The organism is Pseudoalteromonas sp. 20-92 (assembly GCF_030847595.1).
GTDB classification, from domain to species: domain Bacteria; phylum Pseudomonadota; class Gammaproteobacteria; order Enterobacterales; family Alteromonadaceae; genus Pseudoalteromonas; species Pseudoalteromonas fuliginea.
Map to the genome: position 1 here is coordinate 53,225 of NZ_JANJGQ010000020.1, position 16,064 is coordinate 69,288.

17 protein-coding genes are annotated in these 16,064 nt (G+C 37.4%); 8 read left to right on the forward strand and 9 right to left on the reverse strand.

Going from position 1 to position 16,064, the window contains the following annotated elements; genetic code table 11:
* Nucleotides 1-153: 153 nt before the first annotated feature.
* A complete protein-coding gene (locus NRL14_RS15565; RefSeq protein ID WP_306725083.1) occupies nt 154-1,386 on the reverse strand; it encodes a hypothetical protein in 1,233 nt (410 codons plus the stop codon).
* Nucleotides 1,387-1,531: 145 nt separating this feature from the next.
* Here NRL14_RS15565 and NRL14_RS15570 point away from each other — a divergent pair, with 145 nt between their 5' ends.
* The gene (locus tag NRL14_RS15570) at nt 1,532-1,915 is read left to right on the forward strand and encodes a hypothetical protein (protein WP_306725084.1); all 384 of its coding nucleotides are present in this window, start codon (nt 1,532-1,534) and stop codon (nt 1,913-1,915) included.
* A gap of 21 nt (nt 1,916-1,936) precedes the next feature.
* Here the strand turns inward: NRL14_RS15570 and NRL14_RS15575 are convergent, their stop codons facing one another.
* A complete protein-coding gene (locus tag NRL14_RS15575) occupies nt 1,937-3,118 on the reverse strand; it encodes a tyrosine-type recombinase/integrase (RefSeq protein ID WP_306725085.1) in 1,182 nt (393 codons plus the stop codon).
* A 311-nt stretch (nt 3,119-3,429) separates the two neighbouring features.
* On the opposite strand from NRL14_RS15575, the gene NRL14_RS15580 reads away from it, so the two are divergent.
* The gene (locus NRL14_RS15580) at nt 3,430-3,966 is read left to right on the forward strand and encodes a YaeQ family protein (RefSeq protein ID WP_149605357.1); all 537 of its coding nucleotides are present in this window, start codon (nt 3,430-3,432) and stop codon (nt 3,964-3,966) included.
* A gap of 183 nt (nt 3,967-4,149) precedes the next feature.
* Nucleotides 4,150-4,755, forward strand: a complete 606-nt coding sequence (locus NRL14_RS15585) for an alpha/beta hydrolase (protein WP_033030961.1) — start codon at nt 4,150-4,152, stop codon at nt 4,753-4,755.
* Here the strand turns inward: NRL14_RS15585 and NRL14_RS15590 are convergent.
* Nucleotides 4,752-4,961 carry a hypothetical protein gene (locus NRL14_RS15590; RefSeq protein WP_007579816.1) on the reverse strand — a complete coding sequence of 70 codons (210 nt, stop codon included), beginning with the start codon at nt 4,959-4,961 and terminating at the stop codon, nt 4,752-4,754. The genes NRL14_RS15585 and NRL14_RS15590 overlap by 4 nt on opposite strands.
* A 335-nt stretch (nt 4,962-5,296) precedes the next feature.
* Here NRL14_RS15590 and NRL14_RS15595 point away from each other — a divergent pair, with 335 nt between their 5' ends.
* The gene (locus tag NRL14_RS15595; protein WP_007377885.1) at nt 5,297-5,770 is read left to right on the forward strand and encodes a Dps family protein; all 474 of its coding nucleotides are present in this window, start codon (nt 5,297-5,299) and stop codon (nt 5,768-5,770) included.
* A gap of 171 nt (nt 5,771-5,941) precedes the next feature.
* On the opposite strand, the gene NRL14_RS15600 is transcribed toward NRL14_RS15595, so the two are convergent.
* Entirely contained in the window at nt 5,942-8,887 is a 2,946-nt protein-coding gene (locus NRL14_RS15600) for a TonB-dependent receptor domain-containing protein (RefSeq protein WP_306725086.1), read from the reverse strand.
* Between the two features lie 246 nt (nt 8,888-9,133).
* On the opposite strand from NRL14_RS15600, the gene NRL14_RS15605 reads away from it, so the two are divergent.
* Complete coding sequence (locus NRL14_RS15605; RefSeq protein ID WP_306725087.1) at nt 9,134-9,886, forward strand: LytTR family DNA-binding domain-containing protein; 753 nt, start codon at nt 9,134-9,136, stop codon at nt 9,884-9,886.
* 22 nt (nt 9,887-9,908) lie between these two features.
* On the opposite strand, the gene NRL14_RS15610 is transcribed toward NRL14_RS15605, so the two are convergent.
* The 4 genes from NRL14_RS15610 to NRL14_RS15625 all read right to left on the reverse strand — a co-directional run bounded on the left by NRL14_RS15610 (nt 9,909) and on the right by NRL14_RS15625 (nt 14,038).
* Nucleotides 9,909-10,307 carry a hypothetical protein gene (locus NRL14_RS15610; RefSeq protein WP_306725088.1) on the reverse strand — a complete coding sequence of 133 codons (399 nt, stop codon included), beginning with the start codon at nt 10,305-10,307 and terminating at the stop codon, nt 9,909-9,911.
* Between the two features lie 58 nt (nt 10,308-10,365).
* On the reverse strand, nt 10,366-12,441 hold the full coding sequence (locus tag NRL14_RS15615) for a S9 family peptidase (RefSeq protein WP_306725089.1): 2,076 nt from the start codon (nt 12,439-12,441) through the stop codon (nt 10,366-10,368).
* A gap of 144 nt (nt 12,442-12,585) precedes the next feature.
* The gene (locus tag NRL14_RS15620; RefSeq protein WP_007377890.1) at nt 12,586-13,155 is read right to left on the reverse strand and encodes a hypothetical protein; all 570 of its coding nucleotides are present in this window, start codon (nt 13,153-13,155) and stop codon (nt 12,586-12,588) included.
* A 226-nt stretch (nt 13,156-13,381) separates the two neighbouring features.
* Nucleotides 13,382-14,038: a cytochrome b/b6 domain-containing protein gene (locus NRL14_RS15625; protein ID WP_096792201.1), complete on the reverse strand. Its 657-nt coding sequence runs from the start codon at nt 14,036-14,038 to the stop codon at nt 13,382-13,384.
* Nucleotides 14,039-14,145: 107 nt separating this feature from the next.
* Here NRL14_RS15625 and NRL14_RS15630 point away from each other — a divergent pair, with 107 nt between their 5' ends.
* From NRL14_RS15630 to NRL14_RS15640, 3 genes are all read left to right on the forward strand, one after another.
* Nucleotides 14,146-14,850, forward strand: a complete 705-nt coding sequence (locus NRL14_RS15630; RefSeq protein ID WP_149605352.1) for an AzlC family ABC transporter permease — start codon at nt 14,146-14,148, stop codon at nt 14,848-14,850.
* Complete coding sequence (locus tag NRL14_RS15635; RefSeq protein WP_149613491.1) at nt 14,847-15,146, forward strand: AzlD domain-containing protein; 300 nt, start codon at nt 14,847-14,849, stop codon at nt 15,144-15,146. Before NRL14_RS15630 ends, NRL14_RS15635 begins: the two co-directional genes overlap by 4 nt.
* A 72-nt stretch (nt 15,147-15,218) precedes the next feature.
* Entirely contained in the window at nt 15,219-15,716 is a 498-nt protein-coding gene (locus NRL14_RS15640; RefSeq protein ID WP_306725090.1) for a glutathione peroxidase, read from the forward strand.
* A gap of 118 nt (nt 15,717-15,834) precedes the next feature.
* Here NRL14_RS15640 and NRL14_RS15645 read toward each other — a convergent pair whose 3' ends face one another.
* Nucleotides 15,835-16,020 (reverse strand): PA3496 family putative envelope integrity protein, encoded by a 186-nt coding sequence (locus NRL14_RS15645; protein WP_007579801.1) that lies wholly within the window; start codon nt 16,018-16,020, stop codon nt 15,835-15,837.
* Nucleotides 16,021-16,064 lie beyond the last annotated feature (44 nt).

The following is a 16,064-nucleotide window of genomic DNA, read 5'->3' on the forward strand; positions in this document are numbered from 1 at the left end:
AATACATAATGCTAGATGTATATTAACTATACGAAATAATGGTTTTCTAAAATAAAGGCATACCTTTAGTCAATCAAAAAAAGAGCAGGAAGCTACCTTTTAATCTACTTTTTATTCACTCTGAAGTTAGTCCAATACGAGGAGGCAAATTAACTAAACCTTAAACACTTTATTTTGAAACAACAGGGAGCGAGTTAACTTAATGTTCCCTACATCTGCATAGACACAAACATTAAAACAGACTGGTCTATCATCGTTAACATGGATAGTTTTTAACCCTTCTTTATAAAAATCGTCTGATAATCTTTCTTCTAAGCGCTTTAAAAGCAATACATAAAAGTCACAAACAGCACGGAAAAAGTAATCGCCACTCTCGTAGTGCTCTCTTTTGAAAATCAATTTCACTACACTCTTGGCTATTTTTTTCAAGTAAGCATCTGAATAACAACTTTTTTTAAGAGCAAGAATATAATTTCGAAATTGAGTGTTTTCTGCGACAGAGTATTTTTCCTTTATAATTAGCTTTAATCCAGCCTCATCACTTATTCGGTCTCTAGTTTTAGCGTCAAAGCCTTTACAATCCTTTCTTAAGCTCCCAATAAACTCGCGATTATTATCTCTATCACTAATAAAACCAAAATTGCCCATTTCCCTTACAATGTATTCCTCTGCCCCCTCCATTTTATACATTCGATAGTACTCAAAGTAACTTCTTATTAGAGTAGAAAGTTTATTCAGTGATGGCGCTCCTGTAACGCCTTCAATGCCGATAATTATTTGCTCATATTCTAGTTTTGCTTCTGATTTTTCATCCGGCTCCTGTAAATGTAAAACTACCAGTAATCCTTTATCTCCTCTTTGCATGACCATCCTATGGCTATTTTTCTTTTCAATTCTGAATATGCGACTACTATTATCAAAGTCTATATTATTTACACTCTGAAACCCAAAGTCAGGTTGACTGAACTTTTCATTAGTACTCTTAATCTTCACATCAAATGCCTTCTTTATATACACTTCGCTCATTGCTACCGAGTCTTTTATCAGCAAACAATAAAGTAAGAGAGCCTTTTCTTTAATCATAAGCTTTGAGTCATTTGAGTTTTTAAAAGCTAAAACTTTTCGGATATCCGCAAGTGATTTATCATCATAACTCTGAACTAAAAACTCTTTAACCTCACCTAATAAAATTACTTTTTGTGGAGAGCATCCTCTTTTAATTACACTGACATTATGAGCGAGCCTTATTAAATCTTTTTGTACTAACTCATCGAGGCAGTTCTTAAAATCTCTAGAACTAACACCAATCATTTTATTAAGTTCTGCTAAAGAACCCCTCAACTGTTCTCCTTCAAGTTCAAATATTGGACATAAGTACAGCTTCATAAAAATCCAGAAGGAGTTAGGGGGCAAATTAAAAACTTCTTCACTTAATATAGATTTAATAGTACTCTCCAGTTTTGAAAAACATTACCTGTAACGATACAGGTAACGATACAGGTAACATTACAGGTAATGGAATTAGTTAGCAATGAGTAACACAAGTACCAACAAAATAAGTGTAGTTTCATCACTTTTTAATGGGTTAGATGTCAGACATAGAGAGTATTTTGAGATATGGGCAGTCGCGTATCTTTCTAAAAGTTCACCAGTTCATGCAAAGGCTTTTGAGCAATATTTGGAATCTGGGAATTCAGATAAATTAGATAAATACTTGAGTAAAAATAATCATAAAGAATTATTTCAAAATGCTTGGCGACAAGCCAAAAGACGTAAATTTAATAAAGAACAAGTAACATTAAATTTGAACCCCAGTGACTATAATAAACTACGATTAAACGCCGAAGTAAGAAATATGAGCATGACTCAATATTTAATTAAGTTGATTATTGATAATGATAAGGGCGTATTATAGCTTGAATCAATCAGGCTATTTTTAATGCATGCCTTCGCAAATGAACTCACTCCACCAGCTCATTATAGACCTACGTTTTTCAAGATAATCAGAGCGGTTATATGCTGCTCTTGTTTCATTTTTATCTGCATGAGCTAAGCAGGCTTCAACTAGCAGGCTATCGTAACCTTTTTCATGAAGGGCTGTAGATGCTATGGAGCGCATTCCATGAGCCATCAGCTTATCTTTATAACCCAAGCTTTTCTTTATAGCATTATTGACCGTTTGGGAGCTTGCATGGCTCTTTTTATTGCGCCCATTCGGGAATACATATTCATGGTGACCGCTGAGTGGTTTCATTTGTTCTAGTACTGCTAGAGTGCTTGGGGTTAAGGGTACTCGGTGCATTTTTCCGCCCTTCATATTTTCTGCCGGAATAACCCATAAAGCATCTTCAATATTAATGTCTGCCCACTTAGTGCTTGCGGCTTCATTTGAGCGAGTCATAGTGTGCAATTGCCACAAAATTAAAAGCTTGGTTTTGTTTTGAATAGTTTGTGAGCCATTCAGAGCGGTTAAAAAATCAGGTAGTTCTTCAGGTCTAATCGTTGCCATATGCTCTGCAGTATTTTTAGTAAATACTTTTATAATTTTTGCTAGTGGATTGGCATTGATAAAGCCATGGTTTACCGAGTAATCCATGATCTGATTTAAGCTTTGGCAAATATTATTGATAGTGGAGTGTTTACCGTCAGTCTCAAGCGGTCTAAGTATTTCAATGGTATCAATCGCTGTAATACTTTCTAAAGGCATGCCCTTCATTTTCGGGAAAATATACATCTCAAGTGTTCGCCACTCTCTAGCGGCATGCTTAGCCGTCACATTAGGCTGCTTACGTTCAAACCAAAGCTCTGCGGCGGCTAAAAATGTATTAGCTAGTTTTCTACTCGCTTCAACCTTTTTAGTACTTTCGTATTCTTTAGGGTCAATGCCTTTAGCTAAAAGCTGCAAGTAGTTTACTGCCACACTTCGGGCTTCAGCAAGAGTCACAGCAGGGTATGCACCTAAGGAAAGCTTGGTGACTTTTTTATTAACTGTATATTTAAATCGCCAAGATTTAGTGCCATTCGCTCTAACACGTAATACTAGACAGTTACCATCTGAAAAGGTTTGTTCTTTACCTGTGGCTACAATTGATTTTATCTTGCGATCAGTTAAACGCATAATTCGCAGAACCTATATATTCAGTTAATAAAGTGAGTATATAGTATTTTTATAGTCGGGGGTACTGAGTGGGGTACTGTAACATTCGGATTTAGCTATCAAACAACGGAAGGTGGCGGAACAAAATAAAACCAAGTCATTGATATTATAAACGTAAAATAACCACAACAAACAACTACGGAAGTTAATTCATGTGCCCAGGGAACCACTGGATAGCCATTTTTAACTCCTAACGTATAATTAACCGCTATTTTAACTGGCAATTCATTTAATTGCGCTATACTGGCGCAAATTTTTTTAGATTAGTTGTTATGGCTCTTAAATCCACCATTATGAAGGTGCAATTATCGCTTAGCGATATGGACCGCCACGTTTACCAAGATTTTAGTTTAACCTTGGCACAACATCCGTCAGAAACCGACCAACGGTTAATGATTCGCTTACTCGCTTTTGCACTCAATAGCTGTGATGGTTTAGAATTTACTAAAGGATTAAGTGCTGATGATGAGCCTGAACTTTGGCATGTAAGCTATAGTGAAGAAATAGAACTATGGATTGAACTTGGCTTACCAGATGAAAAACGTCTTAAAAAAGCCTGTAATAAATCTAAAAAAGTGGTGCTATATACTTATGGTGAAAACAATCAAGCAATTTGGTGGCAAAAACACCAACCTAAATTGTATGAATTTAAAAACCTGAGTATTTTTAGCCTTGATTATGCAGCCACACAAGCACTTGCTGCTTTGGTTGATCGTGGTATCAAGCTCGCCATTACCATTCAAGATGGTGAAGTGTGGGTAAACACCGATACAACTAATATTGAAGTAAAACCGCTACAGTTAATGTAATTACGGTATTTATACCAATTGCATTAAATTAGTTATCTATTATAGCGACAAATAAATAAGTCGATAACAAGGCGAAAATTATGACACATAGTTGTTCTATCTAAATAATTTTTAACGCAGGTAGCGGATTATTTAATACGCTAGAATGATCATGTTTTTAATAAAATTGGTATTAGGGAGCATATGAAAGTTAAACACGTTATTGTTTTACATGGCTTGTATATGTCTGGCTTTGTTATGCGCCCACTGTGCTCTCGCTTGGAAGAATCTGGTGTTAAGGTATTAAACCTTACTTATAATACGCTTGATCCAAACCGCGATGCTATTTTTGCTCAAATTGATGAATTTATTGCAGGTGAACCTTCTGCACTCGTATGTCACTCAATGGGCGGATTAGTCGCTCGCGCATACCTAGAAGCTAATTCAGTTGCAAGCCAACACATTACAAAAGTAGTTACTTTAGGCACGCCCCATCAAGGTAGCCATATTGCACAAAAAATGAAACAAAAAGGGTTTGAGTCTTTTTTAAAAAATAGCGTTGAATTTTTGCTTACACAAAATGGTAACTGGCCGTTTAAAGCGAAGCTTTTTAGTATTGCAGGTGACTTACCCATTGGTTTAATGCCCCTTATAGTTAAAGGCAGTAAATCAGATGGCACTGTATTACTTGATGAAACTAAGCTCAAAGGTATGGCTGAACATAAAGTGTTCCATTTAAGCCATACCAGTATGATTTACTCACGCGAAGTGGTCGACTACATTTTAAAATGCTTAAGCGAGAAAGATTAATCCTCAGCATTGGCTGCTATTTTATAACTAATTAAAAATACCACTGCCAGTATCAGCGGAATGGGCGCTGCTATGTAACCAAAAAAGTCTGAATTAGCAAAGCTTGCACCTGCTAAGTGCGCTACTAGCCCAAGCACAAATGCGATGACTGCAATTCCTACCACGATCAACTCTGCTTTATTTTGTTTCGCTGTTTTTGCATGCATGTTATCTCTCCTAATTATTTCGACAACATTATTATGCGCCGTTAGGATGGATGATTTTTGACCTACATCAATAAAAAAATAGCTAAGTTATTACCTTGAATAAAGTTTGTTTCAGATCATGATTTATATACTTTTAAGTTTTATTTATTTTTGAGGGGTAGTATTTTTATTAATCAGTCCCACTTCTATTAATAGTCTAAAGTGAATACAGATACCAAGAACAGTTGATAGGTTAAAACGATTAACCAGATAAATTTAAACGATTTTACTAATTCATCGAAATTAGTAATACTTATCACAAGTTCACAAATCAACGGTTATTCAAGGAGCAAGTTATGTCACAGGTAAACGCAATAGGTCTAAACAGTGCAAAAAGTGATGACATCGTAAAATCACTCAATACGCTATTAAGCAGCTACCAAATTCAATACATGAATGCGCGTGGTTTTCACTGGAATATTAAAGGCCGTAACTTTTTTGAGCTACACGTTAAATTTGAAGAAATTTATAACTTATTACTTTTAAAAGTAGATGAAGTTGCCGAACGTATTTTGACGTTAGATGGCGCTCCATTACATGCATTTTCTGATTACCTCGAAGTAAGTAAAATTAAAGAAGCTAAAGGTATTAGTGATGGTGTTACAGCCGTAGAGAACCTACTCGCTGGTTACAGTACGTTAATTCACATGCAGCGCGATATTTTAAACCAAGCAGGTGATGCAGACGATGAAGGCACAGCCTCACTAATGAGTGATTACATCTCAGAGCAAGAAAAACTGGTTTGGATGTTAAAAGCGTACTTAGATTAATTTTAATCTAAAAAAGATAAAAGCCCTCATAGAGGGCTTAATTAGGGATAAATCGTAAACGATTCGTCGACTATATTAGTCATCTCGAAATACTAAACAATACCCCAGTGATCAGTGGCGTTGTTTTTGGTTTAAATGGACAATACTAGAAGCTAATACTGCTATTATTGATTAAAACTTACTTCTAAAACCAATGTATATAGTTTGACCGATTGGATCATACGTACCCGCATCAGTTTCAGTACCCGTATCAGAACCGCTCACTCCTGATATTATTCTCGGTGGCTCTTTATCAAATAAGTTATTAGCCCCGACATATAACTCCATTGAATCACTAATATGATAGCTTGCTTGTATATCATGGTATGTTACAGAGCCAACACCAACTGAGCCTGCTGGGATATTATCAAAGCCATTTAAAAATTGATCATCAAAATCTGCACTTCCAGTAAATGTCATACTCCAGTTAAAATCAAAGTCATTAATTTTATAGCCAAAGTTCCAGTTTGCTTTATGCTCAGACGCACCAATTTCACCCGCAAATACATCTTTAGCTTCACCCGGTAATGGGATACTGTAACCATCAATTAAATAGGTATATGCGAGGCGGGTTTTGAATGCACCGGGCCCTATATCCGTAGCGTAAGTTAACGTTAAATCAACACCTTCAGTGCTCAGTCCACCACTGTTTGTTACACCACTATCAATAAACTCTAGTGAACCAGCACTGTTATTACCTGATGGTGCGGTGCGACGAGTAATAAAATCACAAAGACTTTCATCACCACCACCATAACACTGTGCAAGTATAAACTGACGAGGGGTAGAAACTATTGCGTCGTCTATATCTATATCAAAATAATCCAACGTAATATCAAGACCAGAAACCAAGTTTTCAGGCGTAAATACCACACCTACCGTCACTGAATTACCTACTTCTTCTGTAAGATCTGGATTACCACGGTTAAAGCCACTAATACCTTGCAAATCTGACTGCCCCAATGTGAACTCACCATTAGTTGCAATATTACTAGCAATACCTGTATCTGCACGACACGCATCACCCACAGCGCCATTACCACTACTTCCCACACCGCGACAAGGGTCAGTTAAGCCGCTAGGAAAGGTTTGTGAAGGTGGAGAAAATAATTCATCAATATTAGGCGCACGGGTCGAGCGTGCTCGAGTTGCACGTAAACGTAAACTATCTGTCACCTCCCAATCTAAACCTACATTCCAACTCTCAGTATTACCAACTGTAGAATAATCAGATAAACGTACTGCTGCATTCATAGTGACAGAATCAAGCAATGGGATATTTGCTTCAACATAATATTCAGTTACATCAAATGAACCTTCTGTTGCTGGAATTGCATTACCTGCATTTAGACCTGCTTGTTGTAGTGCATCAAATTCACTACGAGAAAACTCTTCACGATATTCAAAACCGGCAGCAATACCCAGGGTTCCTGCTGGTAACTCAAATAAATCACCTGAGATGTTACCACCCACAATTTCTTGCTCAACTGACGTTGAAAGTGAACTCGGAGCGCGTACAAAATCAATAGCATCTTGCGATAATGAATTAAAGCCAAAAATATTAACCGGCGCACAGCTAAAGCTGCGAGCTGTTTCATCAATACAGATCGCTTCGTTAATTATGCCATCTTCATCTAAGTCAAAGCGATCGTTAACAGCCTCTAAACCTTGACGAAAACTTTGTACGTTAACTAAACCGCCTGATACTTGTGACTCTTTTGTTTTACCATATACATAATAAGTGTCGTAAAACCAATTATCATTGATCTCACCTTGGAAACCTAATGCAATACGGAACGTATCTCGCTCTGCACGTGCTCCACGGTTACCAATGTCGCTCAAACGCTTTGCAAAGAAAATATCTCGGCTACCATCACCATCTGTATCTGTTGCTGCATTATAAATATCATCAGGTACGAAGGCATTACGCAACAACTCTCCGTTAACTTCAAATTCGATAGGAACACGACCATTCGCGTAAATATCATCAGACGCAAATGGGAATGGTTCTAGCTCTGAGCGGGTTGTGCTAGATGCATATGTCCCTTCATAGAAAAAGCTGTGTTTATCATTTAGTTCATAACTACCATTTGATGCAAATAAGTAACGCTCTGTTGGAATCGCGATTGTACGAACACCACTTCGGTTAAAGCCATTTGCAGCAACGCCATCGCTACCATTGGTACTAAACGAGTCTTGTAGATTATTATTTTGATCAAATGTAAAACGAGTATCCCCTGCATCAAATCGACCTTGTGGTGGAAATGATGAAAAGAATGGACTTATCGCTTCAAAAATATTATTAGCTTGCCCTGTCTTGTTATCTTCAAATGCTATTTGCGCAATTTGATCCACGGCAGAACGGTCACGATCACGAGAATAAACAGCACCCTGATCGGAATAACCTAAGTGGAACATTGCATGGCCTTTGCCATCATTGCTGGTTAGACCCGATGTAAAAGAAAATTGTCGAGACTGATCATCACCCTCTTTTGATTCACCAAATTGGCCTTCAAATTCGATACCTTCAAAGTCATCTTTTAAAACAAAGTTAACCACACCTGCTACTGCATCTGAACCATATACTGATGATGCGCCACCAGTCATAATTTCAACTCGCTCAATAAACTGGCTAGGAATAGTGTTTAAATCTACCGCTGAGCTGCCAGGTAAACCCGATACATAACGGCGACCATTAACAAGTACTAATGTTCTTTCTGAGCCTAAATCACGTAAATCAACCGTTGCAACACCAGCGCTTGCTGTGTTGAAGTTCGAATTAGTACGGCTAATAGCTGGTGAACCGAATGCAGGGTTATCTAATAATAGATTTTGAATATTAAGAGAGCCAGATGCATCAATTGCAGCGCTATCTACAACTTGTATTGGCGCAGAGGACATAGCCTCAGCTGAACGAATACGAGAACCAGTTACTTGAACTCGTTCTATTTTTTTTATTTCATCCTCTTCGGCTGCAATACCTTGAAATGAAAATCCCGCAAGTAATACACTACTTAGCGCAACTGTTAACGACGATTTTTTAAATAATCGCTCACTACCGTTGTTAGTTAATACCATGTAATTCCCCTGAATTATTTTCTTGAAATGTTGTTTTTGTAACTAAATAGTTACCTCGCGGACAACACTAAGGGGGTTGGTATTGAGACTCTATACACATTACTTACAAGGCATTCATATTGGTACAAGCTGCAAATTTGCTGGGATAAGTGAACAAATAACAATAGTTCTATAAAAATTATATTTTCGTAACATTTTTCCATTAGGTACGGTCTTTATTAATATATACAACGAGGATATAAAATAATGATCGCTTCTTTTCATGCATTAACTTTTGTTAGTAACACTAAGTTTGCAACATTTTTAACAAAGCGCGTGCAAAATCACCGGCACTTTGAATCTCAATCTTTTCTTCAAGCAAACAGATTAGATCAGATAGATACAGATCAATACAACGTATTATTTTACGAACTAACCAATCTGGCTGATCCTATGCAAATAGTGCATTTAACTGAACTTGCTAAAAAGCTTAAGTTAGTCATTATTGCCCAGTCCGGCCATTTTGCGAGTTTTGCTTTTGAAGTGGGCGCGGTTGATTTTTTAATATTAGATTCAACTGCACCACGTATTGATAAATGCTTTGATAAACTGATTCACCTTTGCCCGATTGCAAGCGCGGCCGAACGTCAATATCAGCAAAGCGCACAAACTGAAAAATCATCATCACATATAGTAGTTAAAGATGTAGGTAAGGTAAGATTAATTGATATCAATGATATTATTTGGATAAATGGTGCAGGCAATTATGTAGAGCTGCATTTTACCAAAGGTAGTACACCGGTATTACACCGCGAAACCATGAAAAATATTGAGCAGCAGCTAGAGCCTGAAGGGTTTATTCGTATTCATCGCTCAACGCTGGTAAGAAAACAAGCTATTTGTGAACTGATGCCTACTGACAGTGGCGATTATAAAGTAAGGCTAAAAAACGATATGTGCTTAAACCTTTCGAGGCGCTATAAAGGCTGTTTAGAGAGTATTATAAGCCCTATTCAGTAGCGGTTTATAATACTCATATTAATTACCAGTTCTGTTTTATATAACTGTCATTTGGATGCTCTAATAAATAACTTTCAGTATCTTTATAAAAATTAACTTCTACATCGCTATTTTTCCATACTTTTTCAAACATGTTTTTAGCTATGATATTAATGTTTATATAGTCAACTCGTTGATAGCCACGTTCTTCTACACCCGCAAAATAGGCCTCTAACGAATCAAGACTATCCAGAGTTAACAGCTCAAACTCTTTTAAATTAACGACCACAAACTTAATCGTATCTTTAGGGTGAATGCTCAACTCCTGAATAACGCTATTAGTTAATGATGTTATACCTTCATTATTAAAGCTTCCCTTCAATTTTAAATACATATGAGGGGGCTGCGAGAAAATCTGGAATTCACCATGTGCTCCAAACATAAATTGCCTTACAGATATCAACTTATATATAGAATAATACAATTTTCCGATTTTGCAGTTAATTTAACAGAGCAATAAAAAAGGCCATTTCGAGGGCTTTTTCTTCTAAGCTTTTAAAACGACCTGATGCACCACCGTGCCCTGCATCCATATCTGTTTTAAAGACTAAAATATTACTATCTGTTTTAAGTTCACGCATTTTTGCAACCCACTTCATAGGCTCCCAATACTGCACTTGCGAGTCATGAAGACCGGTAGTAACGAGTATGTTCGGATAGTTTTGGGCGCGAATATTGTCATACGGCGAGTAAGCTTCAATTACATCATAAAACTGAGGCTCATTTGGATTACCCCATTCATCATATTCATTTGTTGTGAGCGGAATACTCTCATCAAGCATCGTGGTTAATACGTCTAAAAATGGCACGTGACAGCCAACACCGCAATATAACTCTGGTGCTTGGTTTACAACCGTCCCCATTAATAAACCACCTGCACTGCCGCCTGAGGCAAACACCTTGCTGCTATCACAATAGCCTTGTGCAACAAGCGCTTTTGTCACATCAATAAAGTCACTAAAGCTATTTTGTTTATGCTCTTTTTTACCTTGTTCGTACCACTCGCGACCTAGCATTTCAGAGCCTCGAACATGTGCTATTACATAAACAAAACCACGATCGAGCAAGCTCAGCGATGAACTTGAAAAACTTGGATCAATCGTATAGCCATACGCACCATAGCCGTATTGAAATAACGGATTTGAGCCATCTTTTTTAAAGCTGTCTTTTCGATAAACAACAGATGCGGGGACTTTGATTCCGTCGCGAGCAGTTACCATTAATCGCTCCGACTGATAGTCATCGCCATTAAAACTACCCTGTACTTTTTGCTGTTTAAGTAGTGTTTTTTCGCCTGTTGCTAAATCAACGTCATATAAAGAACCTGGTGTTGTTAAGCTTGAGTAATAAATACGTGCAGTGCAAGTGTCTGGCTCTGGGTTCATTGCTATAGCGGCATAGTAACAAGGATCGGCAAACTCAAGTGCCATACAATTTCCTTGCCTATTAACAACTACAAATCGAGCTTGCCCTTGTTCACGTTCACTCAATACTAAAAAGTCATTAAATAACTCGACACCTTCAAGCAGGACATTTTCTCTGTGAGCTGTATGCTCAAACCATTGTGTTTTATCAGCAATAGTTTCGTTTGTTGCCGTCATTAATCTAAAGTTTTTAGCTTGCCAATTAGTCACAATATAAAATGTGTCACCTAGCTTATCTACGTCAAACTCGTGGCCATCTTCACGCGGCATTAATGCTTCAAATTCGCCAGTGGGCTTATTAGCATCAAGCACCCATGTATCGTTGGTCTCTGTCGATGCTAAATCAATAATAATTAAGCTTTCGTCGCGGCTTTTACCAAGCCCCATAAAAAAGCTACTATCTCGCTCTTCGTAAACCATTACGTCTTGGCTTTGCTCGCTACCAAGCTCATGCCGAAACACTTGATAGCCTAATAATGTTTTTAAATCTTTTTTAACATAAAAAACGGTTTTATTGTCATTAGCCCAAACAACTTGCCCTTCTGTGTTTTCAAGTACATCAGGTAGCATCTCACCTGTTTCAAGGTTTTTAAAACGCACTAAATATATACGTCGGCCTTCAGTATCTTCAGAATAAGCCATAAGTTGTTCACACGGGCTAAGAGCGACTTCACCTAATTCAAAAAATTCGAACCCTGCCGCTAGCACATTTATATCTAGTAAAAGCTCTTTATTATCAGCCTCTATGCTGGTACTACGGTAATGGCGTGAATATTCATCATCGCCACGCACTTCTGAGTGATACCAATACTTTCCTTCTTTAACGGGTACCGAGTTATCGTCTTTTACAATACGCGCTTTAAGCTCTTCAAATAGTGTATTTTGTAATGGTTTTATAGGTGCTAACTGTTTATCACAATAGGTATTCTCAGCATGCAAATGCGCTAGTACGTGTTCATTTTGACGTTCATCATCACGCATCCAATAATAGTTATCGACACGTGTTTTATTATGCGCATTGAGTATATGAGCTTGCTTTTTAGCGATAGGGACGTTAGACAATAAATTTAGAGAGTGATCAGGATGAGGCACAGAAAAGACCAATTTGAAAAATAACAATAATCGCAGTTTACCATAAAAATAAAAAAGCCCACTCAATAGTTGAGAGGGCTTAGAAGGTAATACGTTTCATTACTAAAATCGTTCTACCTATGGGAAGAAGGTTCTTTATATTTATTAATCTGATACTTGTATCCATGCCATAGCCCAGCTTTGTCCAATGCCGGGTTCAAACATAACTTTATTCTCATCATTAACACGGCAAAATTCATTGAATGGCCAAGGCCTACATTGATAAATTTTTCCCGTTTTAGGTTGTAGTACTTTTGTACCTGCATTGTAAGAATCGCTACTTTGTGGATAAATAAATTCATATGCGTCACATTCTTTAACTACATAATCATCACATTTCGCGATGCAATGAAAATCAACTTGGACTTTACAAATACCACTACTTTGCAATGCAAAAATTTCATTTTGTCGATAAGCAACAACGAGCCCTTGTTCAGTCATTCGCCCTGCGCTTATTAATGGTATATGCACATTAATGTGCTCGGCAACTAAACGCGGCCATGCATGGGGTTCACCTTGCTCTAACGAGGTGATTTTATAATCAAACGATAAACTGACTAGCTCTCCTTGCAAGTCATAAAAGGTTACACTCACCACATCACCAATAAATAATTGGGTATGATGATTTAAACAACCTATAGTTGACCACTTTCCACAGGCCAACGACGTATGCATAAACACAGCAACACCTTAAGAGTCACAAACTATTACCCATACCTATATGGATACACAAAAAATACATCTAGGGCAAGTTATACGCACTAATAAATCGTGCAAAATATTTATCCTCACCTTAATAAGTTAATAACTTGATGATTATAATTTGCAACCACACAACAATCAAACAAAAGAATGTAACCAAAACATTAAACCAACCCTTTAAGGTTGGTTTAATGTGTTTTTAACTAAATAAATAAGTTAAAGGCTCTTTCGCCCACGTAAATATCAGCAACACCAATAAAGATATAAATATTAACCACGCAGGCCAAGACGCTTTTGTTACTTTAGCCTCAGAGTCATCCGCTTTTAACTCTTTTGAGCCTGTGATCATCGCCTTAACTAGCGGCTTTCCTTTTATTCTATAAACAATAATAGCTAATACATGCAAGCCAATAGCATAAAGTAAAATGTCAAAATTCAGCTCATGTAGCCAATTGGCAAAATCAATCGTATCGCTAGAAACATATTGAGCAAGCGGCCCGTCAGTTAAAATACCATCACTGCTCATTAAGCCACTTACAAGTTGCGTTATGATTAATATAAAAAACACTATCACCATACAGCTACCGGGTGCTGAATGACCTAACGATTCGCTTGGTGTTTTGAGTGCCTTTAAAATAGCACTAGGAGAGTGCAGTAACCCACTTAATCTCGCGGTTTTACTACCAATAACACCCCATATTAAACGTGTTACTATAAGTGCTAAAGTAAAAAAACCTGCAACAAAGTGAAGCTCAATCATGCCCTCTTCAATACTAAAATAAAGCACTGCAATACTTACAACCAAAAACCAATGAAAGCATCTAATAAACCCATCCCACACTTTTAACGTCGTCATTGTGCCTATCCTTAAAAAAACAGTATTATTTAATTTGTTAACTACTTTAACATCATAATATTAAGGTATCCTTATGAGCCATTCTACAAGCCGTGAGAGTAAATATCATGCAACCAGTTAAAAAAGCTATTTTAAAAGGCTTTTTAGATATGCTACCACTGTGTTTAGCCGTTGTTCCTTGGGGTATTTTATGCGGCTCTTTAGCGATTCAAAATGGTTTTAGCGCCTTTGAAACCCAAGCAATGTCGTTATTAGTATTTGCAGGCTCTGCACAGCTTGTTGCGATTGAACTTATGGCGGGCAACACACCATTGCTCACAATTTTATTCACAACGTTTATTATTAGCTCTCGGCACTTTTTATACGGCTTAGCTGTGCGTCATAAGGTCATTGATCAACCTATGCGTTGGCGCTTACCGGTGAGCTTTGTTTTAACCGATGAGCTATTTGCATTTTCTCATCATCGAAAAGCGTATAGAACAAAAACACGTTTAATATACGCATTGAGCGCTGGTTTTAGTTTTTATATTGCATGGAATATTTGGACATTAATTGGCATTGTAGCGGGCACAATGCTGCCCGACTTAACTAATTTAGGGCTCGACTTTGCGATTGCTGCCACGTTTATCGCGTTGGTTATTCCGGGAATCAAAAATTTGGCCTCACTTGTTACGGTAATTGTAGCAGGCGTTAGCGCAACGCTTTTAAAAAGTACCGGATTTGAGTTATGGCTTGTTTGCTCAGCGCTGCTGGCAATGAGCGCAGGTTACGCTACAGCAAGACTAACCGCTAAAAAGGAAGCAACGCTATGATGACAACTATTTTACTCATGGCGTGCATTACATTTTTTACGCGTTATTTATTTTTACACCGCGCTTTACCGTTTAAAGTAGGTCCTAAAATGCAGCAATTTTTAAGCTTTAGCGCACCTGCGGTGCTTACAGCAATTTGGGTGCCTATCGTATTTTTAAATGAAGAGGGCATTAACTTAAACTGGCAAAACCCTTATTTAAGCGCAGCGATAGTCGCCATTATTGTTGCCTATAAAACACATAATATTTATTACACAACGCTTGCCGGTATGGGGCTATTTCTAATTTTAAATTAGAGTGCTCTTTATACTTTATGAAATACTGTACTCAGGTTAAAATACCGGTAACAACAATAAAAAGACGTCAAAATGCACGAATTTCATCAATTAAGCGCAACAAGCTTGCAGGGTCAACCTATTAACTTTAATGATTTTGAAGGTAAAGTTGTGCTTATTGTTAATACAGCAAGTAAATGTGGATTTACCTACCAATACGAGTCGCTGCAAACTTTACATAATAAGTATGCCAGCCAAGGTTTAGTAATTTTGGGGTTTCCGTGCAACCAGTTTGGTCAACAAGAACCCGGCGGCGCAACACAAATAGAGCAAGGATGTTTAATCAATTTTGGCGTGAGTTTTTTAATGGCGGCCAAAGTAGATGTAAACGGTGAGCATGCACATCCCGTCTTTCGTTATTTAAAATCAGCCTTGCCTGGTTTTTTAACACGCAAAATAAAGTGGAATTTTACTAAGTTTTTAATTGCCGCAGATGGCATGCCAATTAAACGCTATGCACCTTTTACTAAGCCCGAAAAATTAGAACTTACAATCCAAAAAGCATTAGCGCAGGCTAAAAGCACGCTTTAAAAGTAATAAAGAGGCGCGAGGCCTCTTTATTGCCAATACTATTAAAACTTAAACATATCGACTAACTACACATTTAAACTCTCAATATTAATTGGTATTGTATTTATACTAGCGTGATTTAGTCGGTGTAATCGCTTAAATCGTCTTCGCCTAGATTTTTACGCAAGCGTTTTTGCTCAAGGTAGTCTTCCAACTTTTTCTTAACCTTTTGCTTGTTCTTATCGTGTTGATTACGTCCGAGCATTTCGTACTCGTCTTCAACAAAATCGTCATCTAGCGCATCGTAACTAAATGTCTTACCCACAACCCACTCCATAAAGTGTTTGAGACCAGCCAAGGATTTTATTA

Excerpts from the sequence above, each read along its gene's own strand:
- NRL14_RS15565 (WP_306725083.1), bottom strand. The coding sequence starts at position 1,386 with ATGAAGCTGTACTTATGTCCAATATTTGAACTTGAAGGAGAACAGTTG.
- NRL14_RS15570 (WP_306725084.1), top strand. The coding sequence starts at position 1,532 with ATGAGTAACACAAGTACCAACAAAATAAGTGTAGTTTCATCACTTTTT.
- NRL14_RS15575 (WP_306725085.1), bottom strand. The coding sequence starts at position 3,118 with ATGCGTTTAACTGATCGCAAGATAAAATCAATTGTAGCCACAGGTAAA.
- NRL14_RS15580 (WP_149605357.1), top strand. The coding sequence starts at position 3,430 with ATGGCTCTTAAATCCACCATTATGAAGGTGCAATTATCGCTTAGCGAT.
- NRL14_RS15585 (WP_033030961.1), top strand. The coding sequence starts at position 4,150 with ATGAAAGTTAAACACGTTATTGTTTTACATGGCTTGTATATGTCTGGC.
- NRL14_RS15590 (WP_007579816.1), bottom strand. The coding sequence starts at position 4,961 with ATGCATGCAAAAACAGCGAAACAAAATAAAGCAGAGTTGATCGTGGTA.
- NRL14_RS15595 (WP_007377885.1), top strand. The coding sequence starts at position 5,297 with ATGTCACAGGTAAACGCAATAGGTCTAAACAGTGCAAAAAGTGATGAC.
- NRL14_RS15600 (WP_306725086.1), bottom strand. The coding sequence starts at position 8,887 with ATGGTATTAACTAACAACGGTAGTGAGCGATTATTTAAAAAATCGTCG.
- NRL14_RS15605 (WP_306725087.1), top strand. The coding sequence starts at position 9,134 with ATGATCGCTTCTTTTCATGCATTAACTTTTGTTAGTAACACTAAGTTT.
- NRL14_RS15610 (WP_306725088.1), bottom strand. The coding sequence starts at position 10,307 with ATGTTTGGAGCACATGGTGAATTCCAGATTTTCTCGCAGCCCCCTCAT.
- NRL14_RS15620 (WP_007377890.1), bottom strand. The coding sequence starts at position 13,155 with ATGCATACGTCGTTGGCCTGTGGAAAGTGGTCAACTATAGGTTGTTTA.
- NRL14_RS15625 (WP_096792201.1), bottom strand. The coding sequence starts at position 14,038 with ATGACGACGTTAAAAGTGTGGGATGGGTTTATTAGATGCTTTCATTGG.
- NRL14_RS15630 (WP_149605352.1), top strand. The coding sequence starts at position 14,146 with ATGCAACCAGTTAAAAAAGCTATTTTAAAAGGCTTTTTAGATATGCTA.
- NRL14_RS15635 (WP_149613491.1), top strand. The coding sequence starts at position 14,847 with ATGATGACAACTATTTTACTCATGGCGTGCATTACATTTTTTACGCGT.
- NRL14_RS15640 (WP_306725090.1), top strand. The coding sequence starts at position 15,219 with ATGCACGAATTTCATCAATTAAGCGCAACAAGCTTGCAGGGTCAACCT.